The organism is Micromonospora sp. NPDC085948, assembly GCF_040686315.1.
Taxonomy (GTDB): domain Bacteria; phylum Actinomycetota; class Actinomycetes; order Mycobacteriales; family Micromonosporaceae; genus Micromonospora.
In genome coordinates this window covers 790994-807690 of record NZ_JBFBJW010000002.1, presented here as the reverse complement: position 1 = coordinate 807690, position 16697 = coordinate 790994, and the positions used below count along the sequence as shown (strand labels likewise).

General features: G+C 71.1%; 13 protein-coding genes and 2 tRNA genes. 6 read left to right on the top strand and 9 right to left on the bottom strand.

All coding sequences use genetic code 11. The features are described from left to right. Positions 1–49: 49 nt before the first annotated feature. Positions 50–988 (bottom strand): ribose-phosphate pyrophosphokinase, encoded by a 939-nt coding sequence (locus AB0O48_RS09645; protein WP_357246704.1) that lies wholly within the window; start codon positions 986–988, stop codon positions 50–52. Positions 989–1089: 101 nt separating this feature from the next. Between AB0O48_RS09645 and glpK the strand changes: the two genes are divergently transcribed. Continuing rightward, positions 1090–2574: a glycerol kinase GlpK gene (gene glpK / locus AB0O48_RS09640; protein ID WP_357571854.1), complete on the top strand. Its 1485-nt coding sequence runs from the start codon at positions 1090–1092 to the stop codon at positions 2572–2574. 184 nt (positions 2575–2758) lie between these two features. Here the strand turns inward: glpK and AB0O48_RS09635 are convergent, their stop codons facing one another. Further along, positions 2759–3592 carry a phosphoribosylaminoimidazolesuccinocarboxamide synthase gene (locus tag AB0O48_RS09635; protein WP_357246709.1) on the bottom strand — a complete coding sequence of 278 codons (834 nt, stop codon included), beginning with the start codon at positions 3590–3592 and terminating at the stop codon, positions 2759–2761. 139 nt (positions 3593–3731) lie between these two features. On the opposite strand from AB0O48_RS09635, the gene AB0O48_RS09630 reads away from it, so the two are divergent. Then, positions 3732–5063: an extracellular solute-binding protein gene (locus AB0O48_RS09630; RefSeq protein WP_357571855.1), complete on the top strand. Its 1332-nt coding sequence runs from the start codon at positions 3732–3734 to the stop codon at positions 5061–5063. Positions 5064–5126: 63 nt separating this feature from the next. Here AB0O48_RS09630 and AB0O48_RS09625 read toward each other — a convergent pair whose 3' ends face one another. The 5 genes from AB0O48_RS09625 to AB0O48_RS09605 all read right to left on the bottom strand — a co-directional run bounded on the left by AB0O48_RS09625 (position 5127) and on the right by AB0O48_RS09605 (position 10189). Beyond that, positions 5127–5381: a hypothetical protein gene (locus AB0O48_RS09625; RefSeq protein ID WP_357246715.1), complete on the bottom strand. Its 255-nt coding sequence runs from the start codon at positions 5379–5381 to the stop codon at positions 5127–5129. A gap of 194 nt (positions 5382–5575) precedes the next feature. Next, positions 5576–5652, bottom strand: a tRNA-Met gene (locus AB0O48_RS09620). 161 nt (positions 5653–5813) lie between these two features. After that, positions 5814–5887: transfer RNA gene (locus AB0O48_RS09615), tRNA-Met, on the bottom strand. Positions 5888–6070: 183 nt separating this feature from the next. Next, positions 6071–9079, bottom strand: coding sequence for a UPF0182 family protein (locus tag AB0O48_RS09610; RefSeq protein ID WP_357571856.1), 3009 nt, complete (start codon positions 9077–9079; stop codon positions 6071–6073). Positions 9080–9175: 96 nt separating this feature from the next. Continuing rightward, entirely contained in the window at positions 9176–10189 is a 1014-nt protein-coding gene (locus AB0O48_RS09605; protein WP_357246721.1) for a PDZ domain-containing protein, read from the bottom strand. Between the two features lie 115 nt (positions 10190–10304). Here AB0O48_RS09605 and AB0O48_RS09600 point away from each other — a divergent pair, with 115 nt between their 5' ends. Continuing rightward, positions 10305–11594, top strand: a complete 1290-nt coding sequence (locus AB0O48_RS09600) for a zinc-dependent metalloprotease (protein ID WP_357246723.1) — start codon at positions 10305–10307, stop codon at positions 11592–11594. 182 nt (positions 11595–11776) lie between these two features. Here the strand turns inward: AB0O48_RS09600 and AB0O48_RS09595 are convergent, their stop codons facing one another. Both AB0O48_RS09595 and AB0O48_RS09590 read right to left on the bottom strand, forming a co-directional pair. Beyond that, positions 11777–12385: a hypothetical protein gene (locus tag AB0O48_RS09595; protein WP_357246725.1), complete on the bottom strand. Its 609-nt coding sequence runs from the start codon at positions 12383–12385 to the stop codon at positions 11777–11779. Between the two features lie 240 nt (positions 12386–12625). Beyond that, positions 12626–13156 (bottom strand): M48 family metallopeptidase, encoded by a 531-nt coding sequence (locus AB0O48_RS09590; RefSeq protein WP_357246727.1) that lies wholly within the window; start codon positions 13154–13156, stop codon positions 12626–12628. Positions 13157–13668: 512 nt separating this feature from the next. On the opposite strand from AB0O48_RS09590, the gene AB0O48_RS09585 reads away from it, so the two are divergent. The 3 genes from AB0O48_RS09585 to AB0O48_RS09575 all read left to right on the top strand — a co-directional run bounded on the left by AB0O48_RS09585 (position 13669) and on the right by AB0O48_RS09575 (position 16511). Continuing rightward, positions 13669–13839: a DUF5679 domain-containing protein gene (locus tag AB0O48_RS09585; RefSeq protein ID WP_167457767.1), complete on the top strand. Its 171-nt coding sequence runs from the start codon at positions 13669–13671 to the stop codon at positions 13837–13839. Positions 13840–14055: 216 nt separating this feature from the next. Next, positions 14056–15168: a hypothetical protein gene (locus AB0O48_RS09580; protein WP_357246730.1), complete on the top strand. Its 1113-nt coding sequence runs from the start codon at positions 14056–14058 to the stop codon at positions 15166–15168. Then, positions 15165–16511: an AarF/ABC1/UbiB kinase family protein gene (locus tag AB0O48_RS09575; protein ID WP_357571858.1), complete on the top strand. Its 1347-nt coding sequence runs from the start codon at positions 15165–15167 to the stop codon at positions 16509–16511. Before AB0O48_RS09580 ends, AB0O48_RS09575 begins: the two co-directional genes overlap by 4 nt. Positions 16512–16697: the final 186 nt, after the last annotated feature.

Below are 16697 nucleotides of genomic sequence, written 5' to 3'. Positions count from 1 at the left end.
GGCGGGGTGGGGGTGGGGTGGGGGTGGGGTGGGGTGGGGTGGGGGTGGGTCAGGCGAACAGCGCGGAGACGGACTCCCCGTTGTGGATCCGGCGCATCGCTTCGGCCAGGGCCGGGGCCACCGACAGCACCTGCAACTCGGGGATCCGCTTCGCGGCCGGGATGGGCACCGTGTTGGTGCAGACGATCTCCAGGACGCCCTCCTGGTCGCTGAGCCGCTGTAACGCGTCACCGGAGAAGAGCCCGTGCGTGCAGGCGAGCCGGATCGAACGGACCTTCAGGCCGCGCAGGTGCTCCATCAACTCGATCACCGTGCTGCCCTTGGCGATCTCGTCATCCAGCACGATGACGTCCCGATCGGCCACCTCGCCGATCACCGCGCTGATCGTGACCAGGTCGTCGCTGAACCGCTGCTTCGCACCGGCCGCGACCGGCGTGCCGAGCAGCCGGGCGAAGGCCGCCGCCTCCTTGGCGTTGCCCAGGTCGGGTGAGACCACCACGGTGTCGCTCAGGTCGTAGCGCCGGAAGTGGTTGGCCAGCTCACGCAACGCGTGCAGGTGATCCACGGGAACGCTGAAGAAGCCGTGCACCTGCGGCGAGTGCAGCGTCATCGCGAGCACCCGGTCCGCGCCGGCCGACACGAGCAGGTCCGCGACGAGCCGGGCGCCGATCGAGATGCGCGGCGCGTCCTTCTTGTCCGAACGGGCGTACGCGTAGTGCGGCAGCACCACGGTGATCCGGCCGGCCGAGGCGCCCCGGGCGGCGTCGATCATCAACAGCAGCTCGACCAGGTTCTCCTGCACGGGCGGCACCAGCGGCTGGATCAGGAAGACGTCCCGCTCCCGGCAGTTGGCCTGCAACTGCACTTCGAGACAGTCGTTCGCGAATCGGGACACCCGCACCGGGTGCAGCGGCACCCCGAGGTGGGCACAGATCTCGGCGGCCAGGTCGGGATGGGCGGTTCCACTGAAAACGGCGATGTCGCGCACGTTCGCACATCGTAGGCGAAGCGGCGGCCGGCGACCGGCGGTGGGCCGTAACCGGTCGTGACGCCTGTCGCACCACGCTGCGCTTTGGGTACGGTGCTGCGGTGACCCCCCAGTACGTCGCCGCCATCGATCAGGGCACCACCTCCTCGCGGTGCATCGTCTTCGACTCTGCCGGGGACATCGTCGCCGTCGCCCAGCGGGAACACCGGCAGATCTTCCCCCGGCCCGGCTGGGTGGAACACGACGCCGAGGAGATCTGGGACAACGTCCAACAGGTCGTCGCCGAAGCGCTGCGGGCCGCCGGCACCGACGCGACCGGACTGGCCGCCGTCGGCATCACCAACCAGCGGGAGACCACTGTCGTCTGGGACCGGGCCACCGGCCGCCCGGTGGCCAACGCCATCGTCTGGCAGGACACCCGGACCGGGCCGCTGCTGCGCGAGCTGGCTTCGACGTACGGCGAGGAGCGGTTCCAGGCCCGGACGGGCCTGCCGCTGGCCACCTACTTCGCCGGGCCGAAGCTGCGCTGGCTGCTCGACGAGGTCGACGGCCTGCGCGAGCGCGCGGAGCGCGGCGAGGTGCTCTTCGGCACCATGGACAGCTGGCTGATCTGGAAGTTGACCGGCGCGCACGTCACCGACGTGACGAACGCCAGCCGGACCATGCTGATGGATCTCACCACCCTGGACTGGGCGCCGGACCTGCTGGACGCGATGGGTGTGCCGGCGGCGATGCTGCCGGAGATCCGCTGCTCCGCCGAGGTGTACGGCACCGCCCGCGGCGTGCTCACCGGGGTGCCGGTGGCCAGCGCGCTCGGCGACCAGCAGGCCGCCCTGTTCGGGCAGACCTGCTTCCAGCCGGGCGAGGCGAAGTGCACCTACGGCACCGGTAGCTTCCTGCTGCTCAACACCGGGGCCACCCCGGTCCCGTCGACACACGGCCTGCTCACCACCGTCGCCTACCGGATCAAGAACCAACCCCCGGCGTACGCCCTGGAAGGCGCGATCGCCGTCACCGGCTCGCTGGTGCAGTGGCTACGGGACAACCTCGGGCTGATCTCCACGGCCGCCGAGGTGGAGGACCTGGCCCGTACCGTGGACGACAACGGTGGCTGCTACGTGGTGCCGGCGTTCTCCGGGCTGTTCGCCCCGCACTGGCGCAGCGACGCGCGGGGCGTCATCGCCGGCCTGACCGGCTACATCACCAAGGGGCACCTGGCGCGGGCGGTGCTGGAGGCGTCGGCGTGGCAGACCCGTGAGGTGGTCGACGCGATGGACGCCGACTCCGACGTGGCGCTGCGCCGACTCCGGGTGGACGGTGGGATGACCGCCAACGGCCTGCTCATGCAGTTTCTCGCGGACGTGCTCGACGTGCCGGTGGTCCGGTCCCGGATCACCGAGACCACCTGCCTGGGCGCCGCGTACGCGGCCGGTCTGGCGGTCGGCTTCTGGCCTGATCTGGCCACCCTGCGGGCGCAGTGGCGCTCCGACGCGCGGTGGGAGCCGGCGATGGCCCCGGAGCTACGCGAGCAGGAGCTGGGCCAGTGGCGCAAGGCCGTGCAGCGCACCCTCGACTGGGCGGAGTAAGTCCCGTGCCGACGTCCTGACTGTCGCCGGCTGTCGTGAGAACCGGAGGAGGGCCGCGCCAGGTGTGCGTCCTTTGCTCTGCTTCAACGGGCGCACCGAAACATGCCGTCAGTGTTGCCTTGGTTGAAGCAGAGCAAAGGGCGTCCAACAGTGACGCAGGGAGCGGCGGACGGCAGTAACGCGCTCAGCTCCAGCGGTTGCCGGTCAGCTTCTCGTAGACCTCGACGTAACGGGCGCGGGTCGCCTCGACCACCTCGTCCGGCACGTCCGGCGCCGGGGGCTGCTTGTCCCAGCCGCCGCCGGTGGCCCAGTCCCGTACGTACTGCTTGTCGTAGGAGAACTGCACGCGGCCCGGCTGGTACGACTCGGCTGGCCAGAACCGCGACGAGTCGGAGGTGAGCAGTTCGTCGCCCAGGACCAGGGTGCCGTCCGGCGCCCAGCCCAACTCGATCTTGGTGTCGGCGATCAGGATGCCCCGGTCGGCGGCCAGCTCCGCGCCGCGCCGGTAGACGTCGATGGTGATCTGCCGCAGTCGTTCGGCGGTGGCCTGGCCCACCTTGTCCACCACGTCGTCGTACGTGATGGGTTCGTCGTGTTCGCCCATCGGAGCCTTGCTCGACGGCGTGAAGATCGGCTCGGGGAGGATCGACGCCTCACCCAGCCCTCGGGGCAGCGCCACGCCGGAGACGGTGCCGGTCTGCTCGTACTCCCGCAGGCCGCCGCCGGTGAGGTAGCCGCGAGCGACGCACTCGACCGGGAGCATGTCCAGCCGCTGGCAGCGGATCGCCCGCCCGGCGAACTCGGCGGGCACGTCGGTGGCCGAGATGACGTGGTTCGGCACCAGGTCGGCGAGCTGCTCGAACCACCACAGCGAGAGCGCGGTGAGCAGACGACCCTTGTCCGGGATCGGCGTCGGCAGCGCCACGTCGTAGATCGAGATGCGGTCCGAGGCGACCAGGATCAGGTCGTCGCCGTCGGCGTACACGTCCCGAACCTTGCCCGAGTGCAGAAGTTCCACGCGCCCTAGTACACCACGCGGCAGCGGGAGGCCTGATTCGACCACCCGCGCCGGCGGGTGACCGGACGGACGTTGACACCTTCGTGCGCTCCCTGCGTGAATGGTCCGACCGCCGCCCTCGCAGGTCCAGGAGACCCCCGTGCCCGTTGTTCCACAGCCGATCGACCGCCTCGGCGCCGACCCGGGCCGGCGCCGACTGCTCACCGCGCTGCTCGGTGCTCCCCTGCTCGCGTCCGGCGGGCTGGCCGGATGCAGCGACGGCACCGCCACGTCGACCGACGACGGGCCGGTCGAGCTGTCGGTCTTCTGGTGGGGTGGCACCAGGCGTGCCGAACTCACCGAGAAGGTGCTGCGGCTCTACTCGGAGCGCAACCCCCGGGTGACCTTCCGGGTGACCTGGCAGGGCGCCGATGGCTACTACGAGCGACTGGCCACCCAGGCGGCCGGCGGCAACGTACCGGACCTGATCCAGGTCGACGACACGGTGCTGACCGAGTACGCGCAGCGCCAGATCATCCTCGACCTCACCGACCGGGTCAGCGACCATCGCCTCGATCTGCGGGGCCTGCCCGAGGGCCTGATCCGCTACGGCACGGTGGAGGGGCGGACGATGGCGGTGGCCGCCGGGCAGACCCACCCGGGTGTGGTCTTCAACCGGGACCTGCTGCGGGAGCTGCGGGTGCCGGAGCCGCGCGCCGGAATGAGCTGGGCCGAGTACATCTCCTGGGCGGAACAGGTCACCGAAGCCAGCGACGGCCAGGTGGCCGGCGCCATGGACGGGTCCGGTGACTACCGGGCGCTCTGGCTCTGGCTGCGGTCGCAGGGCGGCGAACTCTACCGGGGCAAGCAGCTCGGTTTCGGCGTGGAACAGCTGATCGCCTGGTTCGAGCTGTGGCAGCGGGCCCGCAAGGGGCGGGCCACCCCGGGTGCGGCGCTCGTCGAGCAGGCCGACGGCGGCGAGCCGTCCCGGCAACTGGTGGTGACCGGGTTGACCGCCGCGTCGTTCGCGTGGTCCCACCAACTGCCCGAGTTGCAGCGGCTCACCGAGGCCGAGCTGGGCATTGTCGGCTTGCCGGGGCCGACCGGCGCGCAGTGGGCGCGCGCATCGATGTTCTGGGCAGCGTTCCGGGGCACCCGCCACCCGGACACCGTCACCGACGTGATCAACTTTCTGACCACGAACGGCGAGGCCGGCACCGTCCTCGGCCACGAACGTGGCCTGAACGCCAGTCTCGCCGTCCGCCGCTACGCCGAGGGCAGCATCACCGAGCCGGCCCAGCAGCGGGCCGCCGCGTTCGGCGCGGCCATCGCCGACCAGCTCGGGCCGGCCCCGGCGCCACCCCCGAAGGGGCACGCCCGGGTGCGGACCCTGCTGGTCGCCACCGCGGAGAGCATCCGCGTCAAGCGGACCGGCACCCGGGCGGCCGCCTCCCGTTTCATCGCCCAGGCCAACGCCGCACTGGCGGCGTGACCACCGGCGGCCGGCCCACGGCCCGCCGCCGTCGACCAACCGATCGGGGCGGGCCGCCAGGGGTCAGCGCGGCGGACCGTTCCGACGGTTGCGAGTCAGACGCAGCACCAGGAACACGATGATCCCGACCACCACCAGGCAGCAGAGCAGGCCGAGAATGCCGAAGCCGCCGCCGCCGCGGGACCGCCGCCGGGCGGCCTCGACCACCACCTCGCCGGCGCCCGTGGACGCCCAGGCCGCGACGGGCACGAAGACCGCCAGTACGGCCGCACCGAGGACCGCGCTGAGCCGGCCCCACCACTTACCGAATGAAGACATGTGCCCATCCTCGCCGACTGACGCAAACTCGGCACGTCGGTCCGCGCCGAACCCGGCACCGAAGCCGTCCGGGAGCATCCCGACCGGACGCAACATCCCCGCAACCTTCAGCACCCGGCGGCCTCACTCAGGTGGGCGGCCACAAAAACAGGTCCGGCCCCCACGGATGGGGGCCGGACCTGTTGCACTGCCGTTGGTAGCGGGGACAGGATTTGAACCTGCGACCTCTGGGTTATGAGCCCAGCGAGCTACCGAGCTGCTCCACCCCGCGTCGACTGGTTAACCTTAACCCATCCCGTTCGGCGATGATCAGCGGGGTCACCGCTGACGCCAGCGAGCAGGCGAACGCTCGACCTTCCGAGCAGCCGCACACGTCGGGAAAGTCGAAAGCCCGCCTCCGGCGAACCGGAAACGGGCTTTCGATATTTCTCGTAGCGGGGACAGGATTTGAACCTGCGACCTCTGGGTTATGAGCCCAGCGAGCTACCGAGCTGCTCCACCCCGCGTCGACTGGTTAACCGTAGCGCACCACCCCCGGCCGCCGCAAAACGACATCCGAATCCGCCGGATCGCGGTCCGGCCCCTGTCGGTCGAGCCAGACCCGGATGCGCAACGACAGCGGAGCCCTCGTCGCCAGGACCGGATGGTCCGACGACGAGGGCTCCGCGAGTTACGCCCGGCGAGTGCGGTCAGCCGCCCGCGCTCGGGCTGCCGCCCGCCGACGGTGTGGCGCTGCCGCTGGGTGTTCCGGCGGCCCGCTGCGCCTGCTGGAACGCGGTCAGCGCCTCGTCCAGCGTCTTGAGCGCACGGCCGTACCGCTCGAAGTCACCCGAGGTCTGCGCGGACCGCACCTCGGTGATCGCGGTCTGCACCCGGTCCGCGGCGACGGCCAGGTCACCGGTCGGCGGCGTGATGCTGGCGCTCGGTGTCGGCGTCGGCGTGGCGGTCCCGCTCGGCGTCGGCGTGGGCGTGGGCGTCGTCGGATTGCCCCCGGTGGTCGGGGGCGGTGACGTGCCGCCCCCGGCCTTCTTACCCTGCTCGACCAGCTGCTTGATGCCGTCGTTGATGTTGTCGGCGAGCGCCACGAAGGAGCCACCGTCACCGTAGGAGACCAGCACCTTCTGCAACAGCGGGTACGCGTCCTGCTGGTTGCTCTTCACGTAGACCGGCTCGACGTAGAGCATGCCGTCGGCGAAGGGCAACGAGAGCAGGTTGCCGAACTGCACCTGCGCCTGGTTGCTGGAGAGCAGGGTGAGCTGCTGGCGAATGTTGGCGTTGTTGGTCATCTGTTGGTGCACCTGCACCGGGCCGGAGATCCGGGTCTGATCCGGCAGCTCCAGTACCTCCAGCCGGGGCTGCCCGCCGACGTACGACCCGGAGATCAGCGCGGCCAGGTTCTGCCGGCCGTTCGGGGTGACCGCGGCGGTGAGCTGGAACCGGGGGCTGTCCTGCCCCGGGAACTGGGTGAACAGGTAATACGGGGGCTGCTTCTGACCGCTGTCCGGGGAGTCCGGCACGTTGGGCACCTGCCAGAAGTCCTGTGCGGAGTAGAAGTCGCCCGGGTTCGTCACGTGGAACTTGGTGAGCAGGTTGCGCTGCACCTTGAACATGTCCGCCGGGTAGCGCAGGTGCTCGGTCAGCGCGGCCGGGATGTCCGCCTTCGGCTGGATCAGGTCACCGCCGAACGCCTTGTTCCAGGCCTTGAGCACGGGGTCGGTGTCGTCGTACTCGTAGAGCTTCACGGTGCCGTCGTACGCGTCGACGGTGGCCTTCACCGAGTTGCGCATGTAGTTGACGTTCTCCCGGGCCAGCTGGAAGGTGCCCCGGTTGGTCAGCTCGTCGGTGGTCTCGGTCTGCAGGTTGACCCGCTCGGCGTACGGGTAGGTGGCCGCCGTGGTGTAGCCGTCGACGATCCACTGCACCCGACCGTCGACCACCGCCGGGTACGGGTCGCCGTCCAGGGTGAGGAACGGCGCGACCTTCTCCACCCGGTCCCGCGGGTTGCGCACGTAGAGGAGCTTGGAGTCCTTGTTGACCGCCTCGGAGAGCAGGAAGTTCGACTCCTGCTCCTTGATGGCGTACAGCAACCGCCGCGTGAAGGAGCCGATCTCGACGCCGCCCTCGCCGGTGTAGGTGTAGGACTCGCCGCCACCCTCACCGACCGGCCTGTCGAACTCGGCCTTCTTGTTCGGGTCGGCCTGACCGACGATCGCGTAGTCGTCGGCCGCCATCCGCTCGCCGTAGTAGATCCGCGGCTGCGTGGCCGGGATCTGCTCGGTCTGCGAGGAGCACGCCTCCTGGGTCTTCTCGCCGAGGAAGCCGGACACGAAGAACGGCTGCCCGCCGCAGACCACCTGGTTGGCCGGGGCGGCGACCAGCCCGTACCCGTGGGTGTAGACGGTGTGCCGGTTGATCCAGGTGTTCTGCTGGTCGGTCAACTCGCCGTAGTTGATCTCCCGGACGCCGACCACGTAGTCGGAGACCTTTCCGTTCACCCCATAGCGGTCGATGTCCAGCTTGGGGCCGAAGTCGTAGAAGCCCCGCACCTGCTGGAGCTGGGTGTACGTCTCGCTGACCAACTGCGGGTCGAGCAGCCGCACGTTCGACACCACCGAGGTGTCGGTGGCCAGGTTTGCCGGTGGGGTGGAGTTGTTCGCCGCGAACGCGGTCGTCTCGGTGGCACCCAACCCGAACGCCGCTCGCGTCGCGTCGATGCTGCGCTGGATGTACGGCGCTTCCTTGTCCTTGGCGCTCGGCTTGACCTCGAAGGTCTGCACGGCCCAGGGGTAGATGCCGCCGATGGCCACCGCGGACACACCGAGCAGCGCCAGCGAGATCCCCGGCCAGACCAGGTTCCGCATCCAGGCGTTGGAGAACACGACGATCGCGATCGCCACCACGATCGAGATGTACGCCAGGATCTCCTTCGCCGGCAGCAGCGCGTTGACGTCGGCGTAGCCGGCGCCGTACAACTTGGCGCCCTCGTTGTACTCCAGCAACATCGCCCGCCGGTCCAGCACGTACGCGACGGCCTTCAACAGCACGAAGACCGCGACCAGGCTGCTCAGGTGCGCGCGGGCCGCGTTGCTCATCCGGTCCCCGACGCCCTGCAGGCGGACCCCACCGAACAGGTAGTGCACCGCCAGCGCGCCGATCACGGCCAGCACCACAGCGGTGAAGGCGACCCCGAGCAGGTAACGCCAGAACGGCAACTGGAAAACGTAGAAGCCGATGTCCACCCCGAACTCCGGGTCCTTCACCCCGAAGTCACCGCCGTTGCGGAAGAGCAGCCACTGGCTCCACCGGTTCTGCGCGGAGAGACCGGCGAAGAGCCCGACCACCGCGGCGGTCAGCGCGATCCAGGTGCCCAGTCGCGGGCTGAGCGCCATCCGATAACGCTCGAGCGTCGCCTGCTCCACCGAGTGCGGACGCAGCCGCGGACGCAACCGGTGCGCCAGCCACAGGTTGCCACCGACGACCACCGCCATGCCGAGACCGACGGCGAGGAAGAGCAACAGTCGGGTCACCAGCACACCGGTGAAGACCTCGGTGTAGCGGACCTCGTCGAACCACAGCCAGTCCGTCCACGCCTGGACACCCCAGCCGAGCAGGGTGAAGAGCACGAACACCCCGACCAGGACCGCGATGGTGACGCGCCCGCGCCGGCTCATCCTCGGAAGGGGGCTGCTGCTACGCATGACCACTGTTGGCTCCGCACGCTCGATGTGATCGGCTCCGACCAGGCACCCAGAGTACGGGGTGTTCCTGAGCGTGTCGGGGCACGGTCACACCGGTCAGCAACGAGTCGGCTGACCCCCCGCGCGCAACGTCTCCAGGGCGGTCATCGCCTCGTCCAACGAACCCACCCGCAACAGCGGCAGACCGGGCTGTGGATTGCGGACCGCCTCGGCGCAGTTGTCCGCCGGCACCAGAAAGACCTTCGCGCCGGCGCGCTTCGCGCCGACCAACTTCTGGGCGATCCCGCCGATCGGGCCGACGGTGCCCTCGTCGTCGATGGTGCCGGTACCGGCGATGATCTGGCCACCGGTGAGGTCGGCCGGGGTCAGCTTGTCGACGATCCCCAGGGCGAACATGAGACCGGCGCTCGGTCCGCCGATGTCGCCCAGGTCGATGCCGAGGGTGAACGGGTGCGGCTGCTGCTGATCGATCTCCACACCGATCCGCGGCCGGCCATCCTGCTCACGACTGGTGACCGTCGCCGTGGCCGGCGCGCCGTCGCGGGTGTAGGAGATGGACAACGCCGTACCCGCCGGCTTGGCCCGGATCAGTTCGGTGACCTTCGCGGCCACCGGCACCGGCTGACCGTCGACGGAGGTGATCACGTCACCGGCCTTCAACGCCCCGGCCGCCGGCCCGTCCCCGGCCACCGTCTTGATCACCACCTGCACCGGAAAGCCCAACTCCCGCAGCGCGGCCGTCTCCGCGCTGGTCTGCGACGCCTTGAAGTCCTCCGCGTTGCGCTGCTCGACCTGCTCGGTCGACTCCCCCGGCGGGTAGACCAACTCACGCGGCACGACGGCCTCGTCGTCGGAGAACCAACCCGCGATCGCCCCCCGCAACCGCACCGTGGGCTGCACACCCACCGTGGTCAGCCGCAACTGGCCGGCGGAGGTCGAGGTCTCCCGCCCGGAGACCTGGATGACCTCCTTGCCGTCCTCCGTGCCGAGGGTGTTGACCGTCGGGCCGGGGCCGAGCACCACGTACGGGATCGGCACCCGCAGCACCCCGATGCTCAGCAGGGCGGTGAACAGGGCACCGAGCAGGACCGTCAGGCCACGACGTCTCATGCCGCAGAGCGTACCGACCGGCCGGACGCCTCCTGCCGGATGCGCCACGCGACTTCGCCCTCAGCGCAACGCCAGCGGCGGCGACCTGGGGCGCGGTCCGCGTACCGTAGACGTCGTGCCTGATATTCCGTTCGGTTTCGCGCTCCCGGGTGGGCAACCACCAGACCCCAACGATCCCGCGCAGATGCAGCAGTTCATGTCGCAGTTGCAGCACCTGCTCTCCGCGCCGGGCAGCGGTCCGGTCAACTGGGACCTGGCCCGGCAGGTAGCTGCCAGCCAGCTCGCGGCCGCCGGCGACCCGGCGGTGTCACCGTTTGAGCGCAACGCGGTCGAGGAAGCGCTGCGCCTGGCCGACCTGTGGTTGGAGCCGGCCTCGTCCTGGCCGTCGGGCATCCAGTCACCGGTGTCCTGGAACCGCAACGAGTGGATCTTCAAGACGCTCGACGTGTGGCGCAAGCTCTGCGACCCGGTCGCCAGCCGGATGGTCGGCGCGATGGGCGACCTGGTGCCACCGGAGGCGCGCGCCCAACTCGGCCCGATGCAGTCGATGGTGGCCACCCTCGGCGGCGCGCTCTTCGGCGGCCAGCTCGGCCAGGCGCTCGGCTCGCTCGCCGCGGAGGTGCTCTCCGCCGGCGACATCGGGCTGCCGCTCGGCCCGGCCGGCACGGCCGCCCTGATCCCGGCCAACATCCGGGCGTACGGCGAGGGCCTGGAACTTCCCGAGGACGAGGTCCGCCTCTACGTGGCGCTGCGCGAGGCCGCCCACCAGCGGCTGTTCCAGCACGTCCCGTGGCTGCGCGGGCATGTGCTCAGCGCGGTCGAGATGTACGCCGCGGGCATCCGGGTCAACCGGGACGCGATCGAGGAGGCGATGGGCCGGGTCGACCCGACCGACCCGGAGTCGATGCAGGCGATCGCCCTGGAGGGCATCTTCACCCCGGAGGACACCCCGGCGCAGAAGGCCTCTCTGGCCCGACTGGAGACCGCACTGGCCCTGGTCGAGGGCTGGGTCTGCCACGTCGTGGACAGCGCCGCCAGCGACCGGCTGCCAAACGTCGTCCGGCTGGGTGAGGCGTTCCGCCGCCGCCGGGCCGCCGGTGGCCCCGCCGAGCAGACCTTCGCCGCACTCGTCGGCCTGGAACTGCGCCCGCGCCGCCTCCGCGAGGCCGCGGCACTCTGGGCCGCGCTCACCGAGCACCGCGGCATCGAGGGCCGCGACGCCGTCTGGGGTCACCCGGACCTGCTCCCCTCGGACGACGACTTCGCCGACCCGGTCGCCTTCGCGATGAACGACATGGACCTGAGCGAGCTGGACAGCTTCGACTTCACCGCCCCCGGCGGGGTGGAGGAGAAGGCCCCCGGTCAGCCCGACGAGACCGACGACGAGGGCGACGCCAAGCCCTGATGTCCGCGTAACGACGGCCTGCGCCCGGGTGCCCCCAGGATCGACAACGGGCACCCGGGCGCGCTGTCGGCAGGGCTGACAGCTCAGTCCGGCTGGCCGGGCACCGGCGGGGCCGGCGGGCTCGCGGGTAGCCGTGCCGGCGGGCAGTGGCACGGACCTTGTGGGCAGGCAGGCTGACGGGTTCAGGCGGGGCGGCCCGAGCCGGAGAGCAGGGCGCGGGTCGCTTCCCAACCCTCGAAGGCCGGGTCCAGCGTGGCCAGGTCAGCCGGGCCGCGCAGTCGACGCCAGCCCGCCGTGACCGCCACGTCAGCGGGGCGCGGGGCGTTGGCGCGCGCCTCGGCCGGCGTCGCCGTGTCCAGGTGCAGCGTCGGGAGCCAGTCCGGCGCGGGCAGTCGTACCGCCACCCCGAGCAGGCCCGGCCCGCCACCCTCGACCGGAGCCACCGCGACCGGTCGGGTGGTGAGGGGGCGCAGCAGCTTGCCGACGGTCAGCGCGGGCAGGTCAGGCACGTCCGCGACCAGCACCGCAGCCTGGTCGTAGCCCTCCAGCGCGGCGAACACGGCGTTCGGCGTGGCCTCGGCCACCTCGTACACCGCCGTGCCGGGCCACACCAGCGCGTCGGCCAGCGCCCGGTCGGCCGGGGTCACCGCGACCGCGACCTCCACCTCGTTGAGCGTGGCGAACAGGTCGATGACGTCTTCCGCGAGAGCCGCTCGCCATTCGGCCAGGTCGACGCCCGGCGGCGACCAGGGGACCGACCCGAGTAACGCCACTACCACCCGTCGCGCCATCCCCCGACCCTAGCGCCCCGCCCACCCCGACCCACCCGCCCGCCTGCCTGCCTGCCTGCCGAAGGACACGCCCCGGACAGCCGCCCCAAACCGCCGCCCCCGCCGGCACCGCAGTGCACACCCCGCACGGCCGCCACCGCGCCGCGCCCGCCGGCATGATCGACTCGATTTCATTGACAGCGCGGCCTCCGGAGGGCATCGACCGCGCGGCATTCAGGAAGCCGAGTGGATCTAGGTCGATCAGGTGGGGAGGGGAGCGCCGGAGGCGGCGGCAACACCTTCGAGGTAGCCGCGGGCACGTTCGGCTTTGGGGTAGCGGCCGACCAACGCCCAGAACCGGGCGTTGTGGCTGGGCACGATCAGGTGTGCCAGCTCGTGCAGCAACACGTAGTCGATCACCCAGTCCGGCATCTCCTGAACGCGGTGTGAGATCCGGATGCTGCGGTCGGCAGGGGTGCACGAACCCCATCGGCCGTTCTGGTTGGTGACCCATCGGACGCTGGCGGGCACCGCCTTCGTGGCGTACCCGGGGAGGTAGAGGTCGATGAGCCGGGTGGCACGGGCCAGCAGCTCCGCGTCGGATCGGGCCAGGCGGCCCTCGCGGGCGGCGAGCCGGGCGAGCATCCGGTCGACCCACTCGCTCTCCTCGGCCCGGGAGAACTGATCCGGGATGAGAACGACGACTCGCTCACCGTCACGGTACGCGGACACCGTACGTCGCCGACGCTGGCTGCGCCGCACCTCGACGACCGGCTTGCGCGTCCCCGCCATCACTGGCCCGCGCAGCCTCGGCTACGTGTCACGAAGGAAAGCTAATGCCCACTGACCAGGGGTCCGCAAGAGTCAACCACCCGACACGCGCCCGGAAAGTGGTGATTAGTCGACAGGCGTCCCGAAAATTTCTTGACCGCAGCGGCACCGCACCACCTCGTCACCCTTGGTGAACACCGATGGCGCCGGTACGCGGCACTTCCCCACCGTAAGTGATCACGGTGCCAAACGCCCCTCGGGGGCACCCGCACGGGTGTCTGTGGGGGTTTGGTCGGCGTGTCCCCGCCAAACTGACTTATCCGACCTATTTCGCCATGCACACTCTCGACGTCGACTAGCTCACAGTGTCGATGCACAGCTGACATGGAACCGCCCAGACCTGGGTAGGGTCCGCGGACCAGCGGTCACGTAGGTGGCCGTGGAGTGAGACCCAGCGCCGGCGCCCCGTGTGGCCCGCCGCCGGGCACCCCGCCGGGACGGCATCGACCGGCGGACGAGACGAGGAGGGCACCGTGGCCGACCAGGCCCAGACGACCTACAACGGTTACTGCGTGAAGTGCAAGGAGAAGCGGGACTTCGAGGGGCACGTCGAGGTCTCGAAGACCGGAATGAACATGGCAAAGGGCAAGTGTCCGGTATGCGGAACAACAGTGAACCGCATCCTGGGCAAGGCCAAGGTCTGACCCGTACGAGCGGCGGGGGCGGGGTGGCCGACGGTCACCCCGCCCCGTTGCCGTCTCTGCCGGTCGCCGGGTTGCCGGCGCCCTGTCGGGTGGCCGACAGCCCCGTCGACGGGCTGTGGATAACCCGGCAAAGCCTGTGGACAACGCTGGACAGCGGCCTGAGCGCCTGTGGACAACGATCGACCGAGCGCGAAGAAGTGCTCACGATTGGTGACCATGAGCCGCACCGTTCTGCCCCGCCCCACGTTGCTGCCCGGCCTCAACCGGCTGTGGCGAGACCGCCACACCCTCCAGCTCGGCGTCGGCCCCGGGCCGGCGGTGCTGCTGGAGCTGGCCAACCCGCGTGCCGCCCGTCTGCTCGACCTGCTCGACGGCACCCACAGCGAGCGCGCCGTGCTGGCTCGGGCGGCCGCCGCGCAGGTCACCCACGACGACGCGCGTACCCTGCTCGACGCCCTGCGTGCGGCCGGCCTGCTGGTGCCCGCGCACAGCCTGCTCCCCCGTGACCTGGCCGGCCCCGCCCGCGCCCGGCTCACCGCGGAGGCCGGCGCGCTGGCCCTCGCCGCCGCTCGGCTACCCGGCACCCCAGCCCAGGTCCTGCGTCGACGACGGGTCGCCCGAGTCGTGCTCACCGGCGCCGGGGCGCTTGGCGGGCCGCTGACGGTGGCGTTGGCGCAGGCCGGCGTCGGGCAGGTGGTTCCCCTCCTCACCGGCCCGGTGCGCCCCGTCGACCTGGTCGGCACCGGCGTTCCCGCCACCGAGCTGGGTCATCCGCTGGCGTCGGCGGTACGGACCGCGGTCGACCGCGTCGCGCCGGGCACCAACACCCAGCCGGTCCGAGCCGGCCGGGTGGACCTGGTGATCCAACTCGGCACGGACCGGCCGCCCGCGCTGCTCGCCGCCGGTCTCGCCCAGCGCCGACAGCCACACCTGCTGGTCACCCTGCGCGAGGGCGTACCGGTCATCGGGCCGCTGGTCTGCCCGCCCGCCGGACCCTGCCTGCACTGCGTCGAGCTGCACCGGGCCGACCGCGACCCGGACTGGCCTCGGCTCGCCGCCCAACTCGCCGCGGCCGACCCGGTGGCCGCCGGCGCGACCGGCACGCTGCTCGCGGCCATCGGGTACGCGCTGGCCGAGGCACTGACACAGCTCGACGGCGGGCAGCCGGAGACGCTGGGCGCAGCCATGGAGATCACTGGTGCGGGTCGTTTCCGACGTCGAGGCTGGCCGCCACACCCGGCGTGTGAGTGCTCTGGTGGGCGAGTGTCCGCACCAGCCCGGCCGCAGAGCAGCAGCGAAGCCCTCCGGTCGGTAACAATGGCCGAGTGACCGACATCCCGCGCCGCGCCGTGTCCCGCACCGCCAAGCTCGCCGCCCTGCCGCTCGGCTTCGCCGGCCGGACCGTTCTCGGCATGGGAAAGCGCGTCACCGGGCTCGCCTCCGACGTGATCTCCGCGGAGATCCAGCAGCGCACCGCCGAGCAGCTGTTCAGCGTGTTGGGCCAGCTCAAGGGCGGGGCGATGAAGTTCGGTCAGGCGTTGTCGGTCTTCGAGGCCGCGTTGCCGGAGGAGATCGCCGCGCCGTATCGCCAGGCGCTGACCAAGCTCCAGGAGGCGGCGCCCCCGCTGCCGGTCGCCAGCGTGCACAAGGTGCTGGCCGAGCAGCTCGGCCCGGACTGGCGGGACCGGTTCGTCGAGTTCAACGACGTCCCGGCGGCCGCGGCCAGCATCGGCCAGGTGCACCGGGCGCGGTGGCGTGAGCCGGGGTTCGACGAGTCGGGCGCGCCGAACAGCCGCGACGTGGCTGTCAAGATCCAGTATCCGGGGGCCGGCGAGGCGCTGCTCTCCGACCTGAAGCAGCTCTCCCGCCTGGGCGGGATGTTCCGGGCCATCCAGCCCGGCCTGGACGTCAAGCCACTCCTTGTCGAGTTGCGGGAGCGGATCACCGAGGAACTGGACTACGAGTTGGAGGCCGAGTCGCAGCGCGCCTTCGCCGAGGCGTACGCCGACGACCCGGAGATCTACATCCCGAAGGTGATCAACGCGGCACCCCGGGTGCTGGTCACCGAGTGGGTGACGGGCACTCCGCTGGCCGACATCATTCGCGAGGGCACCGAGGAGGAGCGGGACGAGGCGGGCCGGTTGATGGCCACCCTGCACCTTTCCGCGCCGCAGCGGGCCGGGCTGCTGCACGCCGACCCGCACCCGGGAAACTTCCGGATGCTGCCGGACGGCCGACTCGGGGTGATCGACTTCGGCGCGGTGGCCCGGATGCCCGAGGGCACGCCGGAGCCGATCGGTCGCATCGCCGCGCTGGCCCTGCGCGGTGACGCCGACGAGGTGGTGGCCGGGCTGCGGTCGGAGGGCTTCATCGGCGCCACCGAGGAGATCGACGCCGAGGGGGTGCTCGACTTCGTCCGCCCGATGCTGGAGCCCATCGCGGCCGACGGGTTCCGGTTCACCCGGGCCTGGCTGCGGGGCGAGGCGGGCCGACTCGCCAGCCCCCGCTCCCCCACCTACCAGCTGAGCAGGCAGCTCAACCTGCCGCCGTCGTACCTGCTGATCCACCGGGTGACGCTCGGCTCGATCGGGGTCCTCTGCCAGTTGGAGGCGAAGGCCCCGTACCGCAGCATCCTGGAACGCTGGCTGCCCGGTTTCGCCCCGGTCGCCTGACCACGCACGTCGAAAAGGGCGGGTGCCGGTCGGCACCCGCCCTTCCTCGCATCGGGGTGGTACTAGAGAACGCCCAGGTCGCGAGCCGTCTGGTTGCGGCTGTTCATAGCGACGGTACGGGCGGATCGGGTTGCCTCAGTGCGCGTGGTGGTACGACCGGCCTGAGGCCGACGCGTTCGAGCCCTG